The sequence below is a fragment of the Janthinobacterium sp. CG_23.4 genome (assembly GCF_029892305.1).
Lineage (GTDB): Bacteria > Pseudomonadota > Gammaproteobacteria > Burkholderiales > Burkholderiaceae_D > Janthinobacterium > Janthinobacterium lividum_D.
This window is the reverse complement of sequence record NZ_JARXUX010000001.1, coordinates 174,161-191,173: the sequence shown is the minus strand read 5'-3', so window position 1 is coordinate 191,173 and position 17,013 is coordinate 174,161. Positions and strand designations below refer to the sequence as shown.

Below are 17,013 nucleotides of genomic sequence, written 5' to 3'. Positions count from 1 at the left end.
GTACGTAGCCAAGGTTTTAGGGGAGTGCGAGTAAAGAAAACAGCGAGCGGCAGCTCAGAAAAATGCTGGAAGGAAATGAAGCGCGAAAATGAATTGAAACACCGTGCCATTGGCGACACGGTGTTTCATTCCATGGGAGAAACTTCAGCCCCGTCAGGCTGCCATCGCCAGCGGATGACGCGTCGTTTCCGCCATCGCCATGCCACCGTTGAGTTGCCAGGCCGCAGCATGGCCCAGGCGGCGCAGGCAGGCGGCGGCGCGCGCGCTGCGGTTGCCGCTACGGCAGAAAAAAATCAGGGGGCGCTGTGGTTGCTGCAGCCAGGCCGCCACCTGCCCTGCCAGGCGGCTCAGCGGTACGCTGTGCACGGCGCAGCCCTCGAACACCGTGCCGACGCAGGCCGCATGTTCATACGCTTCGCGCACGTCAACGAGGATGGCGTCGGGATGCTGGCGCAAGAAGGCCGGCAACGTGGCCGCATCGAGCTGCAGCTCGGCCGTGGACGCTGCGATTATGCGTGTGGCACGCACGCTGCTGCAGATGGCGCCGTCGTCGCGTGCGCCGCACAGCACCGTGTCGGGCGTCATCCGCGCCGCATCCAGCAAGGGCGCCAGCGCCTCGGGTGCGAGGCTGCCGATGAAGGCAAAACGCTGCCCCAGCAGGTACACATGGGTTGCGCCGCACTCGATCCGGCACAGACGCTGCCGGCCCAGTTCCAGCTCACCGTCGATATCGATGCGGCCCACCTGTTCGATGGCGAGCTCCTGTAGCAGCGCCAGGCGCGCCGCGCCATGATCGGTCGGCGCCGTCGTGTGCACGATGGCGCGCAAGGCCAGGTGCTGGCGACGGATAAAGGCGGCCAGGCGCGGCACGAGCGCTGCGGCGGGGTCGATGACGACGCAACTGGCGCTGTCAGCGTCGCTGAGCAGCCAAGTGCACTGACCATCCACATTCAGCTGGATTATGCCGTCCTGCGCGCCGTCCTGCTGCGATGGCGTCAGCGCCGACGGCAGCAAACAGCTGCTGCGCAGCGCTTCACCGCAGCGTGTAATGCGCGCGCAAGCGGCGGCCACCGTCGCCGCATCGATCAGGGGGCCGAACGACAGGCGAATAGCCGAGCTGGCACGCCATTGCGGCACATGCATCGCTTCCAATACATAGCTGGGCAAGGCCTTGGCGGCGGAACAGGCGCTGCCCGAGCTGACGCGCACACGCGCCGCATCGAACAGGTCCAGCAATTCCTTCGAAGACAGGCCAGGCACCGAGAAATTGAGCGTGGTCGGCAGCGACAACTGGAACGGCATATTGAAAACGATGCCTGGGAAAGCCTGTTCCAGGCTGGCCACCAGTTGCGCGCGGAAAGCGGCCAGTTCCGTATGGCTGCAGAAGGTCTTGTCATCGTCCAGCGCGGCCAGCACGGCGCCCAGGGCGGCGATGCCGGCCATGTTCTCCGTGCCCGAACGTAGCCCTGCTTCCTGGCCGCCACCCATCATCAATGGTGTAAATGGGGCGCCGGCGCGCACATACAGCATGCCGATGCCCTTGGGCGCATACAGCTTGTGACCGGAGAACGGCGCGTAATCGATGCGCGTGGCGGCCAGGTTCAGTTTCAGCTTGCCCAGCGCCTGCACGCAATCGACCATCCAGTAAACGTCCGCGCCGCGTTCCTGCAGCAGTTGCGCGATGGCGGACAAATCGCTGATGACGCCCGTTTCATTATTGGCCGCCATGGTGCACAGCATGGCGGCGTCGCCGATCAGTGCGTCGAGTGCCTGCAGATCGTGGCGCCCCTGTGCATCGACGGGCAGCTTGCGTACTTCCAGGTCCAGGCCCAGCAGGCGGTTCCAGTGCGCCAGGCTTTCCGGCACAGCCTTGTGCTCGGTCGCGCCATACAGCAGCAGGCTCCCGATGCGCTTGCCCTGCGCGCGCCGCTCGCGCAACGCACACAGGGCCGACAGCACGGCCGTCTGGATGCCTTCGGTAGCGCCGCTATTGAACATCAGACGGCCGTCGCCCACGCCCAGCAGGCCGCTGGCGCGCTGGCGTACCCCATCGAGCATGGCCTTGGCCTGCAATCCCGTGGCATGGGTGCTGCTGGGATTGCCATAGCCCAGCTCCATCGCTTGCCGGGCGGCGGCAATGGCGGCGGGCAGAACGCAGGTAGTGGCATTGCTGTCGAGGTAGATTTCTTTCATGATGGCAGTCCGAGTATTGTATAAAAAGAGCGCAGCGCAAGCGGCTGTAACGTTTGAATAGTCTAGCTGCATGCCACCGTAAAGATATGCCAAAAGACACTACAACTACGCTAATATGCAGTATATTCATACTCTAAAAGATAAAATAAGCAAATGAATTCACCAAATACTTCGCTAGACAAATTCGACTGCGCCATTCTGGCGGCCCTGCAGCAGGACGGCACCCTGTCGATCGCCGCCCTCAGCGAAAAGATCGGTCTATCCAATACGCCTTGCTGGAAGCGCGTCAAGCGCCTGGAAGAAGACGGCTATATCGAGAGTCGCGTGGCCATCGTCAACCGACAAAAAGTGGGTTTGCCAGTGACCGTCTTCGTCAGCGTGCGCACGGGGCAGCACGATGAAAAATGGCTGCGGCGCTTCGCCGCCGCCGTCATTGTCTTGCCAGAGGTACAGGAATTTCACCGGATGAGCGGCGACATCGACTACTTGCTGAAAGTGGTCACCACCGACATCAAGGGTTACGATACTTTCTATAAAAAGCTCATCAAGGCGGCGCAACTGACAGGCGTTTCATCCGCCTTTTCCATGGAGCAAATCAAGTGCAGCACGGAACTGCCATTGGAATTGATCGCCCACGGCTTGGCTACCTGAAGGTTTTTCGAGCCGGCGCCGATGTACATGAAAATTACACATGTTGACGTACGGAAATCGTTGCATAAAAGCAACACATTTCATTAAATACGACATACACCGACTATATACCTCCCATCCGTCGCTATACTGCGCACTTGCCTGTGTATTTCTGACAACCCATGCCAGTCGCGCGGGCCCATACCTAGGGTCTCCCATGCATCTGCTTCGCTATCTCTCCATCCAGAAAAAACTGATGTTCAGCATGGGCTTATGCCTGCTGCTTTTCATGGCAATTTCATCGTTCCTCAGCGTGCGCATGAGCAGTGACTATGTACGCGAGCGTGTCGTCGGACAGGAGTTGCCAGCGCAAGTGGGCGAGATCCGCAATGACGTGCTGCGCCAGATCAGCCAGCCGCTGTCGGTGGTGCAAACGATGGCCAATGATGTCTTCCTGCAAGATTGGGAAGACGCGAACCTGGCGGAAAGCGGCTGGCCCACTTTCCAGCGCTACGCCAAGATGCTCAAGGAAAAGAACAAGGCGGCCATCGTCAGCTGGAGTTCGCAAACTGCGTCCAGGCACATGACCGATGCGGGTCTGATCCGCACACTGGACAAGCAAAATCCAGCCGATCATTGGTTCTTCAGCATGCTCGACGAAAATAAACAGTACGCGATCAATCTGGACCGCGATCCAACCTCGGGTAGTTTCATGCTGTTTCTGAATGCGCGCAGCCAGACGGCCGGCGGCAAAGCCAGCATTGCGGGCATGGGCTTGAGCGTCAATGCCATGGCCGACACCATCCGCAGTTACAAGGTCGGCCAGACCGGCCATGTCTACCTGCTGCGCGCCGACGGCACCTTCTTGATCCACCACGACACGGCCATGGCCGACGGCAAGCATCAACTCAAGGATATGCCGGGCTTTAGCGATACCCTGAGCAAGAGCCTGCTGACGGCTAAAAAATACACGTACGCCATTTACGATGCGCCTGCAGGACGCCAGTTCGTCGCCGCCTCCTTCGTGCCCGAACTCAACCTGTATGTGATGGCAGAGGTGCCGGAAACGGAAGTGCTGGGCAATGTGACACGTTCGGCCCTGATCGCCGCCTTGATCGCCGGCCTGGTCGGTGGCGGTATCGCCCTTTGCATTATTTATGTCATCAGCCGCGCCATCGCCGCGCCCGTCGCACGCGCGGCCGACATGCTCAGCGAGATCGCCAGCGGGAACGGCGACCTGAGCCGCCGCATGCCGGTCGAATCAGAAGACGAAGTCGGTGCACTGGCTGCCGCCTTCAACCGTTTCATCGCGTCGCTGAACGTGACGATACGCGAAGTTCGCGACAGTACCACGGCCATTGCCAGCGCATCGAGCCAGATCGCCTCGGGCAACCTGGACCTGTCGGCGCGCACGGAAACCCAGGCGTCGAGCCTGGAAGAGACGGCGGCGGCCATGGAAGAGCTGACGTCCACCGTGAAACAGAACGCGGATAACGCGCGCCAGGCCAACCAGTTGGTGGTGTCGGCTTCGAGCCATGCCGTCAAGGGTGGTGACGTCGTGGATCAAGTGGTGCAGACGATGGGCGCGATTACGGAAAGTTCGCGCAAGATCGCCGACATTATCGGCGTGATCGATGGCATTGCCTTTCAAACAAATATCCTCGCCCTGAACGCGGCAGTCGAGGCGGCTCGCGCGGGCGAACAGGGTCGCGGCTTTGCCGTGGTGGCGACAGAAGTGCGCAATCTGGCGCAACGCTCGGCAGCGGCGGCCAAGGAAATCAAGGACTTGATCGTCGACTCGGGCAGCAAGGTAGAAGCCGGCAGCAAGCTGGTCGACTCCGCCGGCGCCACCATGCAAGACATCGTCGTGTCGGTACAGCGAGTCGCCGACCTGATGGGAGAGATCGCTTCGGCCAGCCAGGAGCAAAGCCAGGGCATCGCGCAAGTCAATGCCACCGTCACGCAGATGGATGACGCCACCCAGCAAAATGCAGCCCTGGTAGAACAAGCCGCCGCCGCCGCCCAATCCTTGCAAGATCAGGCTGGCAAGCTGGCACAGGTGGTGAGCGTCTTCAAACTCGAAGAAAGCGCGCATGCGGCGCCGTCGCAGCAACCGGCCCACAAGCCCGCGCCGTCCAAGCCGCCCCGTCCGGCAATACTCAAAACGGCGATCCCGGCCGCAAGCCAGGAAGCGCCGGCCAGCGATGCGTGGGAAGAGTTTTAAAAGCGATTACATCGCTGGCGCTTTGACGCTCGCCGCTTGCTTGAAGAAATCATAAATGCCGCTCTCGCTCATGCGGCGCGCATTGGCCAGTTCGCCGCCCTTGGTGGCGTACAGCACCGAGTTATTGTCGCTCGATACGATCACGGCCGCGGGAATGCCTTTCTTGAGCGGATTGCCATAGGCCTGCGCCACGTCCTGGTTATGGTCGAAGTTGCCCACATCGACCTTGACGACCTTGAAATGCTGTTGCATCAACTCGGCGTTTTTGCCTTCCTTCAACGCTTTGTCGAGCGCGCGGCAATCCTCGCACCAGTTGGCGCCAAAGATCAGCAAGACGGGTACCTGGGCCGCCTTGGCTTCGGCCAGCGCGCGGGCCACGTCGGCCTTGGCGTCAGCCGCCGCGTTATACGGCAAATGCGGCGTGGCGACAGGGTTAGCCGATATCGGGGCGGGGGCGGCGGCAATGGCGGTGCCGGCCAGCAGCAGGCTGGCCAGAAGAAGGGAAAAGCGCATGCAGGCTCCTGGGAGAAATCGTGAAACCAGCTGGACAGCTGCCAGCTGGTGTGATTGTCTAGAATAAGCCGGCCTGAGCGAAAGATCCACACTTTAATTGCACTGTGCTTATGCGAAAAACGTCTATGCGCCCCCAGGAAGGAACCGCCTGAGCGTGCCAGACACCCTCCGGCGCGGCGCAGTGCGTCTCCCGGCCGGCAGCGAAATGGAACGCATGGGATAATGTCGGGCTAACACTGAGCAACGCGGCCCGAACGCGCCCTCCTTTATGACGACTTCTTTCCTGGCACGCTGGCTGCCGCAACCGAACAACGGCAGCCGCCGAGAGCAATTGCGCGCCTGCGCGGGCGCCATCTGCGGCTTGCTGCTGACCGGACTCATCTGCCACTTCCTGCTGGCCCCCGATAGCGCCAGTGTCTACCTGATCGCGCCCATGGGCGCCTCGGCCGTTCTGCTGTTCTGCCTGCCGGCCAGCCCGCTGGCGCAACCATGGTCCGTGGTGGGCGGCAATGTGGTGTCCGGCCTGGTGGGCATGGCTTGCGTCAAATGGCTGGGGTCCGGCGTGAGCGTGGCGGCGCTGGGCGCCTGCCTGGCCATCGGCGCCATGTTCGCCATGCGCTGCCTGCATCCGCCGGGCGGCGCCGTGGCCTTGACCACCGTGATCGGCGGCGCCAGCGTGCATGCGGCCGGCTTTGAATTCGTCTTCATTACCGTGCTGTTCAATTCAGTCGTGCTGGTCGCCTGCGCCGTGCTGTACAACAACCTGACGGGGCGTCGCTACCCGCATATCGCGCCACTGCTCGCACCACGTCCGCACGCCACCAACGATGCTGTGCCCAGCAAGCGCCTGGGCTTTTCGCCGGACGACCTCGATGCCGTCCTGCGCCAGCACAGCGAAGTACTCGACATCAGCCGCGACGATTTGCAGGCCATCTTCCTGCAAACTGAAATGCGCGCTTACCAGCGCCGCTTTGGCGTCGTCACTTGCGCCGACATCATGTCGAAGGACGTGCTCAGCGTGGAATTTGGCACGCCGCTCGATGTTGCCTGGCGCACCATGCGCAGCCACCAGGTGGGTGCCTTGCCCGTCGTCAACCGGGCGCGCAGGGTCATCGGCATCATCACGCAAACGGATTTCCTGTGCCATGGCGGGCTCGACGATTACCAGGGCGTGCGCCAGCGTCTGCGCGACCTGCTGCAACGCAGCGGCCTGTCCCACAGCGACAAGCCGGAGGCGGTGGGACAGTTGATGACGGCGTCGCCACACACGGCCCGCCTGGACACGCCCATCATCGATCTGCTGCCACTGATGGCCGACGCCGGCTATCAGCATATTCCCATCCTCGACGCAACAGAGCGCCTGGCCGGCATCATCAGCCAATCCGACCTGATGGTTGCCCTGTACCAAAGCCGCTTTGCCGAGGCGGCGTGACGCCCTGCCAGGCACGCCTGCATCGCATCGACCAGCAAGCACCGGCAAGCGATGAAAACGGACGTCTCACCTAAGGCGAAATAGCAACATTCCTCCATACAATTTGCCCAAACGCACTGGGCGATGGCGTATGCTTACGCCCCGACTGTTCCTTCGCGAGCGGCCACCCCGACCTCGCTACGCCCCCGTTCATTCCCCTCCTTACAAAGGACATCGCGCATGAAGCATCGTATTGCCGCCGGCACCCTCGGCACCTTGGCCGTCTCCCTGTTACTCGCCTATGCGCCCTTGGCGCAAGCGGCCCAGCCCGCAGCTAAAACCATGGCCGTCAGTACGCCGCAAGCGAAGCAGCGATTGCAGATCGTCGCTGATCAATACTACGATGCCCTGGCCCGTTTCGAGCCTATCAACGCCACCGAAAGCGGCGACAACCGTTTTGATGATCAGCTCGGTTCTGCCATCGTTCCCGCCGCGCGCGTAAAACAGTTCGCCCTGTACCGCCAGTACCAGAAGACCCTGCGCAGCATTGCACGCGCGCAGCTGTCGCACCAGGACCAGATCAACTACGACATTCTCGACTATGAACTGGCCACGGCACTACGCTTCGAGCGCTTCCCCGAATACCTGCTGCCACTGAACCAAATGGACAGCATGCCCGTCACGCTGGCAAATTATGCGGGCGGCGAGGCATCGCAGCCTTTGACGACGCGCAAAGAATATGACGCATACCTAAGCCGTATCGGCCAATTGCCAGGCTGGACAGACCAGGCCATCGCCAACATGAAAGTCGGCATGCAAAAGGGCATTGTGCTGCCGAAGGCGCTGACGGAGTCGGCCCTGCCACAATTCAAGAAACTCGTCAGCGCCACGCCGCAGGACAGCGTCTATTACACGCCCATCAAGAACTTACCGGCCAGCTTTTCGGAGCTGGACAAGGCACGCCTGACGCAACAGTACACTGCCACCATCAAAGACAAGCTGATGCCGGCGCTACAGCGTCTGTCCACCTTCATGGAACAGCACTACCTGCCGGCCAGCCGTACGAATAGCGGCTGGAGCGCCCTGCCTGATGGCGCTGCCTGGTACCAGGCGCGCGTAGCCAGCAGCACCACCACGGACCTGAAGCCGGAGCAAATCCACGCCATCGGCTTGAAGGAAGTGGCTCGCATCCAGGAACAGTATGCGATCGTGGGCCCGAAGATGGGCTACAACGGCCGCGCCGCCGGCTTGCCCGTCTGGGTCTCGGAACAGGCGAAATACCGTCCGTTCAAGACGGAGCAGGAAGTGCTCGATGTCTACCGCAAGCTGAACGTGCTGCTCGATAGCAAGTTGCCTGCGCTATTTACCCTGGTGCCGAAAGCCCCGCTGGACTTGCGTCTGGAGCCTGAACTGAGCCGCGACACGGCCGCCGACCACTACACGGCGCCCGCAGCCGACGGTTCGCGCCCAGGCGTGTTCTGGTCCGTCGTCACCGATCCCACACTCTATGGCGATACGGGCATGACCACCTTGTTCTTGCACGAAGGCAAGCCGGGCCACCATTTCCACTTGGCGCTGGTGCAAGAGATGGACGTGCCGAATTTCCGCCGTTTCGGCGGCAACAATGCCTACACGGAAGGCTGGGCCCTGTACGCGGAAACCTTGGGCAAGGAAATGGGCCTGTTCGAGGACCCGGCGCAGTATTTCGGTCACTTGAACGACGAGATGCTGCGCGCCGTGCGCCTGGTGGTCGACACGGGCTTGCACACCAAGGGCTGGACGCGCGAGCAGACGATCCAGTATATGCGCGACACCCTCGGCTATGACGCCGTGGCGAAAAGCGAAACGGAACGCTACATGGCCTGGCCGGGCCAGGCGCTGGGCTACAAGATCGGCGCGCTGAAGATCGTCGAACTGCGCCAGCGCGCGCAGCAGGCGCTAGGCGAGAAGTTCAGCCTGCCGAAATTTCATGAAGTCGTACTCAGCGACGGAACCCTGCCCTTGAAACTGCTGGAAGCCAAGGTCGACCGGTGGATCGCGCAGCAGAAGTAAGACGCAGCGCCTGAAGGCAAAACGGCAGCTCCTGAACGGGCTGCCGTTTTTTTCGCCGCCAGCATGTCCAACTACACCAGCAGCGCCGCACTCATCGAACGCACTTCCTCGGCCGATTCAGCGAGTATGCTTTGCAAGGTTTCATTATCGACAATGAAATCAATGACGGAATCTGAAGGCGTGAGCATTTCCACATACGTCGCCTGCAACGGCGACGGCACGGGCGACAGTTGCTTGGCCAACAATAAGGTGTCGAGCAGGGAATCGGGCGGGATCGACAGCAAGCCATCGTGCAAGCCTTCGATGGCGGCACTCACGGCAAGCGGGATCAGCAGCTTCTTCATGACTTCACGGACAATGATTTCTTCGGCGGACTCCATCCAGTGATCGCCATCGTCGTCGAGCAGGCCAGGAAATTCATCGGCACGCGACAACAAATAAAAGCCGCCCACCTCATGCACGATGCCGGCGAACAACGCCGTGTCAGCATCGACGTGCGTCACGCGGCGTGCAATCACGTGCGCCAGCGCAGCCACGTGCGCCGTGTGCTCCCACAGCTGTGTCGCCTTCTGGCGCAGGACGGGATCGATGATCTTACTGCCGAACTGGCGCACCACCATGGCCGCCACCAGCGCATACAAATTACGGTAACCCATGCGCATGACGGCGGCGCGCACGCTGGTCACGCCCCCCCCATCGCTGCGGCTATACACGGCCGAGTTGGCCAGCGCGACCGTGCGCGCCGCCAGCAAGGGCTCGCCCAGTACCAGCTTGATTGCATGGTCGATATGGCAATCTGCTTCGGCCAAGGCCAATTGCAATTGCAAGGCGGAATTAACACTCGTGGGGAAGCTTAATTCTCCGCGCGCTGCCTGGGAAACAATCAAACCGAAAGCCTGCAATTTATTCAACATACGATCAATCCGCCTCAGGTATTTTTCCAAGCAATAATTACATGAATCATAAATTGAATGTCAGATCTGGTCTTTAAAAAATAGATGGCATGCCATTCGCTTGCGCGGCAGAATCCGGTAATGCCAGAGCATGCAATAGTGATGCATCGCCGATGACAAACAGTTTAGGCTGCTGTAATACCTGCAACAGAAATGGCTGGCCTTCACGCAGACGCCGGCGATAATCGGCCAGCGTGTATAAGTTAGGATTGATTTTACGCCGCAAGGTTCGCTCAGCCGGCGCCAATCGCGTCAAGAGATCGCCATAATTGGCTTCTTCGCCCACCAGCAGCAAGTCGATGGCGCTACCGGGCAGGTCCTGGCCCTTCGCCGTGGCGCCAGAAACGAATGCCAGATGCAACTGGGCACGCAAAGGTGCCAGACTCGTGCTGAGCACGCCGACGATGCCGAAGGTTTTCTGCACCAGTGCGCTCAACTCGGGATACACGAGGCTTTCCTTGTTAGGCCAGAAGCGCCGCACATTGCCGATACGCTCGGACGTGATCAAGCCGGACTCATGCAGGCGCCGCAGTTCACGCTGCGCCGAGGCGCTGCCAAGCCCGGTCAAACGCATGATCTCATTCAAATGAAAACCTTCGTTGACACGGACAAACAGCAAGCCCAGCAGCTTCTGCTGGGCTGGAGTAAACAGGGCTTGGGCAATCATGCGCCAAATATTAGCATGAATGAACTGAAAACTGGCGTGATGAGGGAAATAGTGCATGACAGTACAACACGCCCTCGCAAACGGTTTGGCGTACACATGCGCTGCGATGTGGTGATGAGGGACCGCCCAATGGCAACGAGCAATCTACGATGTGAGCGCTCACTTCAAATTCGCGCGTACGCCGCATACATGCCCCAGTGCACCACCGTCATCGCCACCAGTCTTGCGCCAACGGCGACCCAGCTTTAGCCACCCCGTTATACACAAGTATCCAAGAAAATCTCGGAATCACCGTCCATGTCAAAAATTGCCTAAAATTCGAGCAATTTACGGCTGAAAGCTAAGAAAAATAGCATTTTTCTGGCGCCACCACTGTGGGGTACGCGCTGAAGAAATTGCTGTCACCCTTTGATTTTAAAGTGGTAAAAAGTTGTGTATAACGAGGTGAGCTTTAGCCCATCAACTCAAGCATTCCCGATGCAACAGTCATTCGGCCATATTGATATCGATACAAACACGAATATGGCATAGCGTATTAATTATCAATCCCGGCCTTTTCTGATAGTCAGACTTGGCAGAAATGTCGATGCATCGTTGGTCTTCCATTCATCCACACTGCCAATACCAAATGACAGACATAAACCAGTCATCTGGAAATTACGGCGTTTCTAATCCAGTGCGTAATTTACGTTTTACAATGATGAGAGTTTCTAAAGCCAATTGCAGCACTGGCTTCATTCATAGTAATGACGGGATATGCAGTAAGGTAATGTGCTGAGTATCAACGACCAGCGGCAATTGATCATTGAAGCGAGCGTATGGCACACGCGCCTTCAGTGCCGCGTTATACTGGGCATTCTCTAAAACCAAGTGCAACACCTGCTCCTGTAAGGTGTTGCGATGCCCAGAATCTATTTCCACTTAACGACCCAAGAGCGCGCCGTCGTGATGACGATGCGCGATGACCAGTGCAGCGTCCGAACTATTGCTAAACGCCTTGGCCGTTCACCCAGTTCGATCAGCCGCGAAATCCGGCGCAATGCCGGCCTTGGCGCCTATGATGCGAACCTGGCGCATTTGCAAAGTGCGGCGCGTCGAGTGATGCCAAGGCGCACACCCAAGATGGAATCGGGCAGCGTTCTTTTTCAAGTCGTGCGGCACTATCTCAATCGACTCTGGTCGCCCCAGCAAATTTCCAACATACTGAAGGCCATGTGGCCTACTGAAACCGATAAAACCGTCTCGCACGAGACCATCTACAACGCTATCTATCTGCACCCGCGTGGCGAACTCAAGCGCGAGCTGATCGCCTGCTTACGACACCACAACCAGGTTCGCAAACCGCGCAGTCGCGGCACCGATCGGCGCGGTCAGATAAAGGACATGCAAAGCATCCACATCCGCTCTCCAGAAATTGAGGACCGCGTCATCCCTGGGCACTGGGAAGGCGACCTGATCAAGGGTGAAAGCAACCGCTCGTCGGTGGGCACGCTGGTCGAGCGCACCACGCGTTTCGTGGTGTTGGCCAGGATGGAGAACGCTGGCACCAAGTCGGTCGTCGACAGTTTCTCGGCCGTGCTGAACCGTGAACCGGAAGCACTGCGCAAGTCGATGACCTACGATCAGGGACGCGAAATGCATGGCCATAAAATATTAACCGAACGTACCGGCGTGCAGATCTACTTTGCCGATCCGCACAGCCCCTGGCAACGCGGATCGAACGAAAATACCAACGGCCTGCTGCGCCAGTACATGCCCAAGGGCTCAGATCTATCGATTTATTCCCAGGAGGAACTCGACGCCATCGCACTATCGCTGAATACAAGGCCAAGGCAAACGCTCGGCTGGAAAACGCCATTGGCCGTTTATACTGAACACATGATCAGATTGCAATTACAAGCCGATTCGATTCATTAACCCGGTGTTGCACTTGATACTTGAGACCGCCAGGCATATCGGCCAAGATCGCTCGATAGCCGATTGCACCAGCATGGTGCGGCTGACAACGGCCTTGATCCGGCGCGCTGGCTGGCCGATGTCTAGTCAATGCGCCCTGCCGGGCGCACCCATAAAAAAACGGCACCCGAAGGTGCCGTTCTTGTCAGCTAGCAGCGTAGATTACGCTTCGTCGCCGTGGTGTTGCTGGGTCTCGATGTCCTGCAGGGCTTCGGCAGCTTCGCCAGCCATCGAGGCTTTCTCGGCCAGCAGCAGCGCTTGACGCTCTTCCACTTCCCACGCTTCTTTCTCTTTGCGTGCGCGGTGGAAGGCCAGGCCCGTACCGCCAGGAATCAGACGGCCGACGATGACGTTCTCTTTCAGGCCGCGCAGACCATCGCGCTTGCCCATGATCGCCGCTTCGGTCAGCACGCGGGTGGTTTCCTGGAACGATGCGGCCGAGATGAACGAATCGGTCGACAGCGATGCCTTGGTAATACCCAGCAAGACGTTTTCGTAGGTCGCTGGGATCTTGTTCTCAACGGCCATGCGATCATTCTCGTCCAGCAGTTCCGAACGCTCTACCTGCTCGCCAACGATGTAGTTGGTGTCGCCGGCATTGACGATCTGAACACGGCGCAGCATCTGACGCACGATCACTTCGATGTGCTTGTCGTTGATCTTCACGCCTTGCAGACGGTACACGTCTTGCACTTCGTCAACGATGTAACGTGCCAGCGCTTCGATACCCAGCAAGCGCAAGATGTCTTGCGGATCGGCCGGGCCGTCCACGATCATCTCGCCCTTGTTCACGACTTGGCCGTCATGCACCAGCACTTGTTTGTCCTTGGTAATCAAGAACTCATGCTTGTTGCCGTCCATGTCCGTGATTTCCAGACGCTGCTTACCCTTGGTTTCTTTACCGAAGGCAACCGTACCCGTGACTTCCGCCAGCATACCGGCATCTTTCGGCGAGCGCGCTTCGAACAGTTCTGCAACGCGTGGCAGACCACCGGTAATATCGCGCGTTTTTTGCGATTCGGTAGGAATACGTGCCAGCACTTCACCAACCGATACCTGTTGACCGTCCTTGACCATGATCAGCGCGCCGACCTGGAAGCCGATCGCTACCGAGTGTTCGGTGCCAGCGATCTTGACTTCTTCGTTCGCGTCATTGATCAGCTTGACTTGTGGACGCAGGGTCTTGGTCAGCGAACCGCGACGTTTCGCATCGATCGCCACCAAGGTGGACAGACCGGTCACTTCGTCGACCTGACGTGCTACGGTGACGCCTTCTTCGACGTTCTCGAAACGCACTTGACCGGCGTATTCGGTAATGATCGGACGGGTCAGCGGATCCCACGTTGCCAGCGCCGTACCGGCCTTGATGACCAGGCCGTCCTTGACGATCAGGGTCGCGCCGTACGGTACTTTATGACGCTCACGCTCACGGCCATGGTCGTCGGTGATCAGTACTTCGCCGGAACGGGAAATAACGATTTGCGCGCCCTTGCCGTTCGTCACGTAACGCATGGTTGCCGTGAAACGGATGGTACCGTTCGACTTCGCTTCCACCGACGATGCCACTGCTGCACGCGATGCCGCACCACCAATGTGGAACGTACGCATGGTCAGCTGGGTACCCGGCTCACCAATCGACTGTGCTGCCACCACACCGACAGCTTCGCCGGCGTTGACCAGCATGCCACGGCCCAGATCGCGGCCATAGCACTTGGCGCACAGGCCGAAGCGTGTGTCGCAAGTCAGTGGCGTACGCACCTTGACTTCATCGATGGACAGACGTTCGATCTCTTCGACCATGTCTTCGTCCAGCAGCGAACCGGCTTCGTACAGCGTTTCCTGCGTTTCAGGATTGACGACATCGTGCACGGTAACGCGGCCGAGGATACGGTCACGCAACGCTTCGATGACTTCACCACCTTCGACCAGCGCCTTCATCAGCGCGCCGTTCATGGTGCCGCAATCGTCCTCGATCACCACCAAGTCTTGCGTCACGTCAACCAGACGACGCGTCAGGTAACCGGAGTTAGCCGTTTTCAGCGCCGTATCGGCCAGACCTTTACGCGCACCGTGGGTCGAAATGAAGTACTGCAAAACGTTCAGACCTTCGCGGAAGTTCGCGGTAATCGGCGTTTCGATAATCGAGCCATCCGGTTTGGCCATCAGACCACGCATACCGGCCAACTGACGAATCTGGGCTGCGGAACCGCGCGCGCCGGAGTCGGCCATCATGTAAATGGCGTTGAACGATTCTTGCGTCGACTTGGTGCCGTCGCGGCGGATCACGTCTTCGACTTTGAGCTGGTCCATCATGGCCTTGCCGACTTCATCCGAGGTTTTGCCCCAGATATCGACTACCTTGTTGTAACGCTCGCCGGCGGTCACGAGACCCGAGGCGTATTGCTGTTCGATCTGCTTGACTTCCGACTCGGCCGTCGCGATCAGCGTGACTTTTTGTGGTGGTACCAGCATGTCGTCGACGCAGATCGAGATACCGGCGCGTGTCGCCAGGCGGAAACCCGATTGCATCAGTTTGTCTGCAAACACCACGGTGGCGCGCAGGCCGCACTTGCGGAACGACGTGTTGATCAGCTTGGAAATTTCTTTCTTTTTCAGCGCGCGGTTCAGGACGGAGAACGGCAAGCCTTTCGGCAGAATTTCCGACAGGATCGCACGGCCGATCGTCGTTTCGTAACGCGTGATCGTTTTCTCGAATTCGCCCGTTTCGGCGTTCTTCGGGTATTCAGTAATACGCACGGTAACGCGGGTCGTCAGTTCGACTTCCTTGTTATCGTAGGCGCGGATCACTTCCGATACGTCAGGGAACATCATCCCTTCGTTCTTCGCATTGATCGCTTCGCGGGTCGCGTAGTACAGACCGAGCACGATATCTTGCGACGGCACGATCGACGGTTCGCCGTTCGATGGGAACAGGATGTTGTTCGATGCCAGCATCAGGGTGCGTGCTTCCATCTGCGCTTCGATCGACAGAGGAACGTGGACCGCCATTTGGTCACCGTCAAAGTCGGCGTTGAATGCGGCGCAGACGAGCGGGTGCAACTGGATGGCCTTGCCTTCAATCAGCACTGGCTCGAAAGCCTGGATACCCAGACGGTGCAGCGTAGGTGCGCGGTTCAACATGATCGGGTGTTCGCGAATCACGTCTTCCAGGATGTCCCACACGACCGGCTCTTGAATCTCGACCAGCTTTTTCGCGGCCTTGATCGTGGTCGCCAGACCCATCAGTTCCAGTTTATTGAAAATGAATGGCTTGAACAGTTCCAGCGCCATCAGTTTCGGCAAGCCGCACTGATGCAGTTTCAATTGCGGGCCCACGACGATGACCGAACGACCGGAGTAATCGACGCGTTTGCCCAGCAAGTTTTGACGGAAACGGCCGCCCTTACCCTTGATCATCTCTGCCAAGGACTTCAGCGGACGCTTGTTGGCGCCAGTCATCGCTTTGCCGCGACGGCCGTTGTCCAGCAGCGAATCGACCGCTTCTTGCAGCATGCGCTTTTCGTTGCGCGTGATGATCTCTGGAGCGCGCAGCTCCATCAGGCGTTTCAGACGGTTGTTACGGTTGATGACGCGGCGATACAGATCGTTCAGATCCGAGGTCGCAAAACGGCCGCCATCGAGCGGTACCAGCGGACGCAGTTCCGGCGGCAGCACTGGCAGCACTTCCATGATCATCCAGTCAGGCTTGATGCCTGAGCGTTGGAACGCCTCTAAAACTTTAAGACGTTTGGCGTATTTCTTGATCTTGGCTTCGGATTTCGATTCCTTCAGTTCCACGCGCAGGGTTTCGGCATCGCGGTGGATGTCGATCGAGCGCAGCAGTTCGCGGATACCTTCGGCGCCCATGAAGGCGGTGAAGTCGTCGCCGTACTCTTCGTACTTGGCGGCGTAGTCGTCTTCCGACATGATCTGGCACTTCTTCAGCGGGGTCATGCCTGGATCGGTCACAACGTATGCTTCAAAGTACAGCACGCGTTCGATGTCCCGCAGGGTCATGTCCAGGACCATGCCCAGACGCGACGGCAGCGACTTCAGGAACCAGATGTGCGCGGTTGGCGAAGCCAGTTCGATGTGGCCCATGCGCTCGCGGCGCACCTTGGCCAGCGTGACTTCAACGCCGCACTTTTCGCAGATCACGCCGCGGTGTTTCAGGCGCTTGTACTTGCCGCACAGGCATTCATAATCCTTGATCGGGCCAAAGATCTTGGCGCAAAACAGGCCATCGCGCTCAGGCTTGAAGGTACGGTAGTTGATGGTTTCCGGCTTCTTGACTTCGCCGTAGGACCACGAACGGATTTTCTCAGGCGAAGCGAGACCGATCTTGATTGCATCGAAGGTCTCGTTGGTCTGTACTTGCTTGAATAGATCGAGCAGTGCTTTCATGTATCACTCC

At 59.1% G+C, this 17,013-nt stretch carries 10 protein-coding genes; 5 read left to right on the top strand and 5 right to left on the bottom strand.

The window, feature by feature from the left end:
* Positions 1-153: 153 nt before the first annotated feature.
* Positions 154-2,193 (bottom strand): aminotransferase class V-fold PLP-dependent enzyme, encoded by a 2,040-nt coding sequence (locus H4V96_RS00835; protein ID WP_196856890.1) that lies wholly within the window; start codon positions 2,191-2,193, stop codon positions 154-156.
* A 153-nt stretch (positions 2,194-2,346) separates the two neighbouring features.
* On the opposite strand from H4V96_RS00835, the gene H4V96_RS00830 reads away from it, so the two are divergent.
* Complete coding sequence (locus H4V96_RS00830; RefSeq protein WP_196856891.1) at positions 2,347-2,844, top strand: Lrp/AsnC family transcriptional regulator; 498 nt, start codon at positions 2,347-2,349, stop codon at positions 2,842-2,844.
* Positions 2,845-3,040: 196 nt separating this feature from the next.
* Complete coding sequence (locus H4V96_RS00825; protein WP_196856892.1) at positions 3,041-5,047, top strand: methyl-accepting chemotaxis protein; 2,007 nt, start codon at positions 3,041-3,043, stop codon at positions 5,045-5,047.
* Between the two features lie 6 nt (positions 5,048-5,053).
* Here H4V96_RS00825 and H4V96_RS00820 read toward each other — a convergent pair whose 3' ends face one another.
* Positions 5,054-5,560, bottom strand: coding sequence for a thioredoxin family protein (locus H4V96_RS00820; protein ID WP_010394334.1), 507 nt, complete (start codon positions 5,558-5,560; stop codon positions 5,054-5,056).
* 268 nt (positions 5,561-5,828) lie between these two features.
* Here H4V96_RS00820 and H4V96_RS00815 point away from each other — a divergent pair, with 268 nt between their 5' ends.
* Together H4V96_RS00815 and H4V96_RS00810 are read left to right on the top strand one after the other, a co-directional pair.
* A complete protein-coding gene (locus H4V96_RS00815) occupies positions 5,829-6,992 on the top strand; it encodes an HPP family protein (protein ID WP_196856893.1) in 1,164 nt (387 codons plus the stop codon).
* Between the two features lie 219 nt (positions 6,993-7,211).
* The gene (locus tag H4V96_RS00810; protein ID WP_196856894.1) at positions 7,212-9,023 is read left to right on the top strand and encodes a DUF885 domain-containing protein; all 1,812 of its coding nucleotides are present in this window, start codon (positions 7,212-7,214) and stop codon (positions 9,021-9,023) included.
* A 71-nt stretch (positions 9,024-9,094) separates the two neighbouring features.
* On the opposite strand, the gene H4V96_RS00805 is transcribed toward H4V96_RS00810, so the two are convergent.
* The gene (locus tag H4V96_RS00805) at positions 9,095-9,937 is read right to left on the bottom strand and encodes an HDOD domain-containing protein (RefSeq protein WP_196856895.1); all 843 of its coding nucleotides are present in this window, start codon (positions 9,935-9,937) and stop codon (positions 9,095-9,097) included.
* 73 nt (positions 9,938-10,010) lie between these two features.
* The gene (locus H4V96_RS00800) at positions 10,011-10,643 is read right to left on the bottom strand and encodes a transcriptional regulator (protein ID WP_070345925.1); all 633 of its coding nucleotides are present in this window, start codon (positions 10,641-10,643) and stop codon (positions 10,011-10,013) included.
* A gap of 900 nt (positions 10,644-11,543) precedes the next feature.
* Here H4V96_RS00800 and H4V96_RS00795 point away from each other — a divergent pair.
* On the top strand, positions 11,544-12,560 hold the full coding sequence (locus H4V96_RS00795; RefSeq protein ID WP_280720647.1) for an IS30 family transposase: 1,017 nt from the start codon (positions 11,544-11,546) through the stop codon (positions 12,558-12,560).
* Between the two features lie 201 nt (positions 12,561-12,761).
* Here the strand turns inward: H4V96_RS00795 and rpoC are convergent, their stop codons facing one another.
* Complete coding sequence (rpoC, locus tag H4V96_RS00790) at positions 12,762-17,003, bottom strand: DNA-directed RNA polymerase subunit beta' (RefSeq protein WP_070345926.1); 4,242 nt, start codon at positions 17,001-17,003, stop codon at positions 12,762-12,764.
* Between the last annotated feature and the right edge of the window lie 10 nt (positions 17,004-17,013).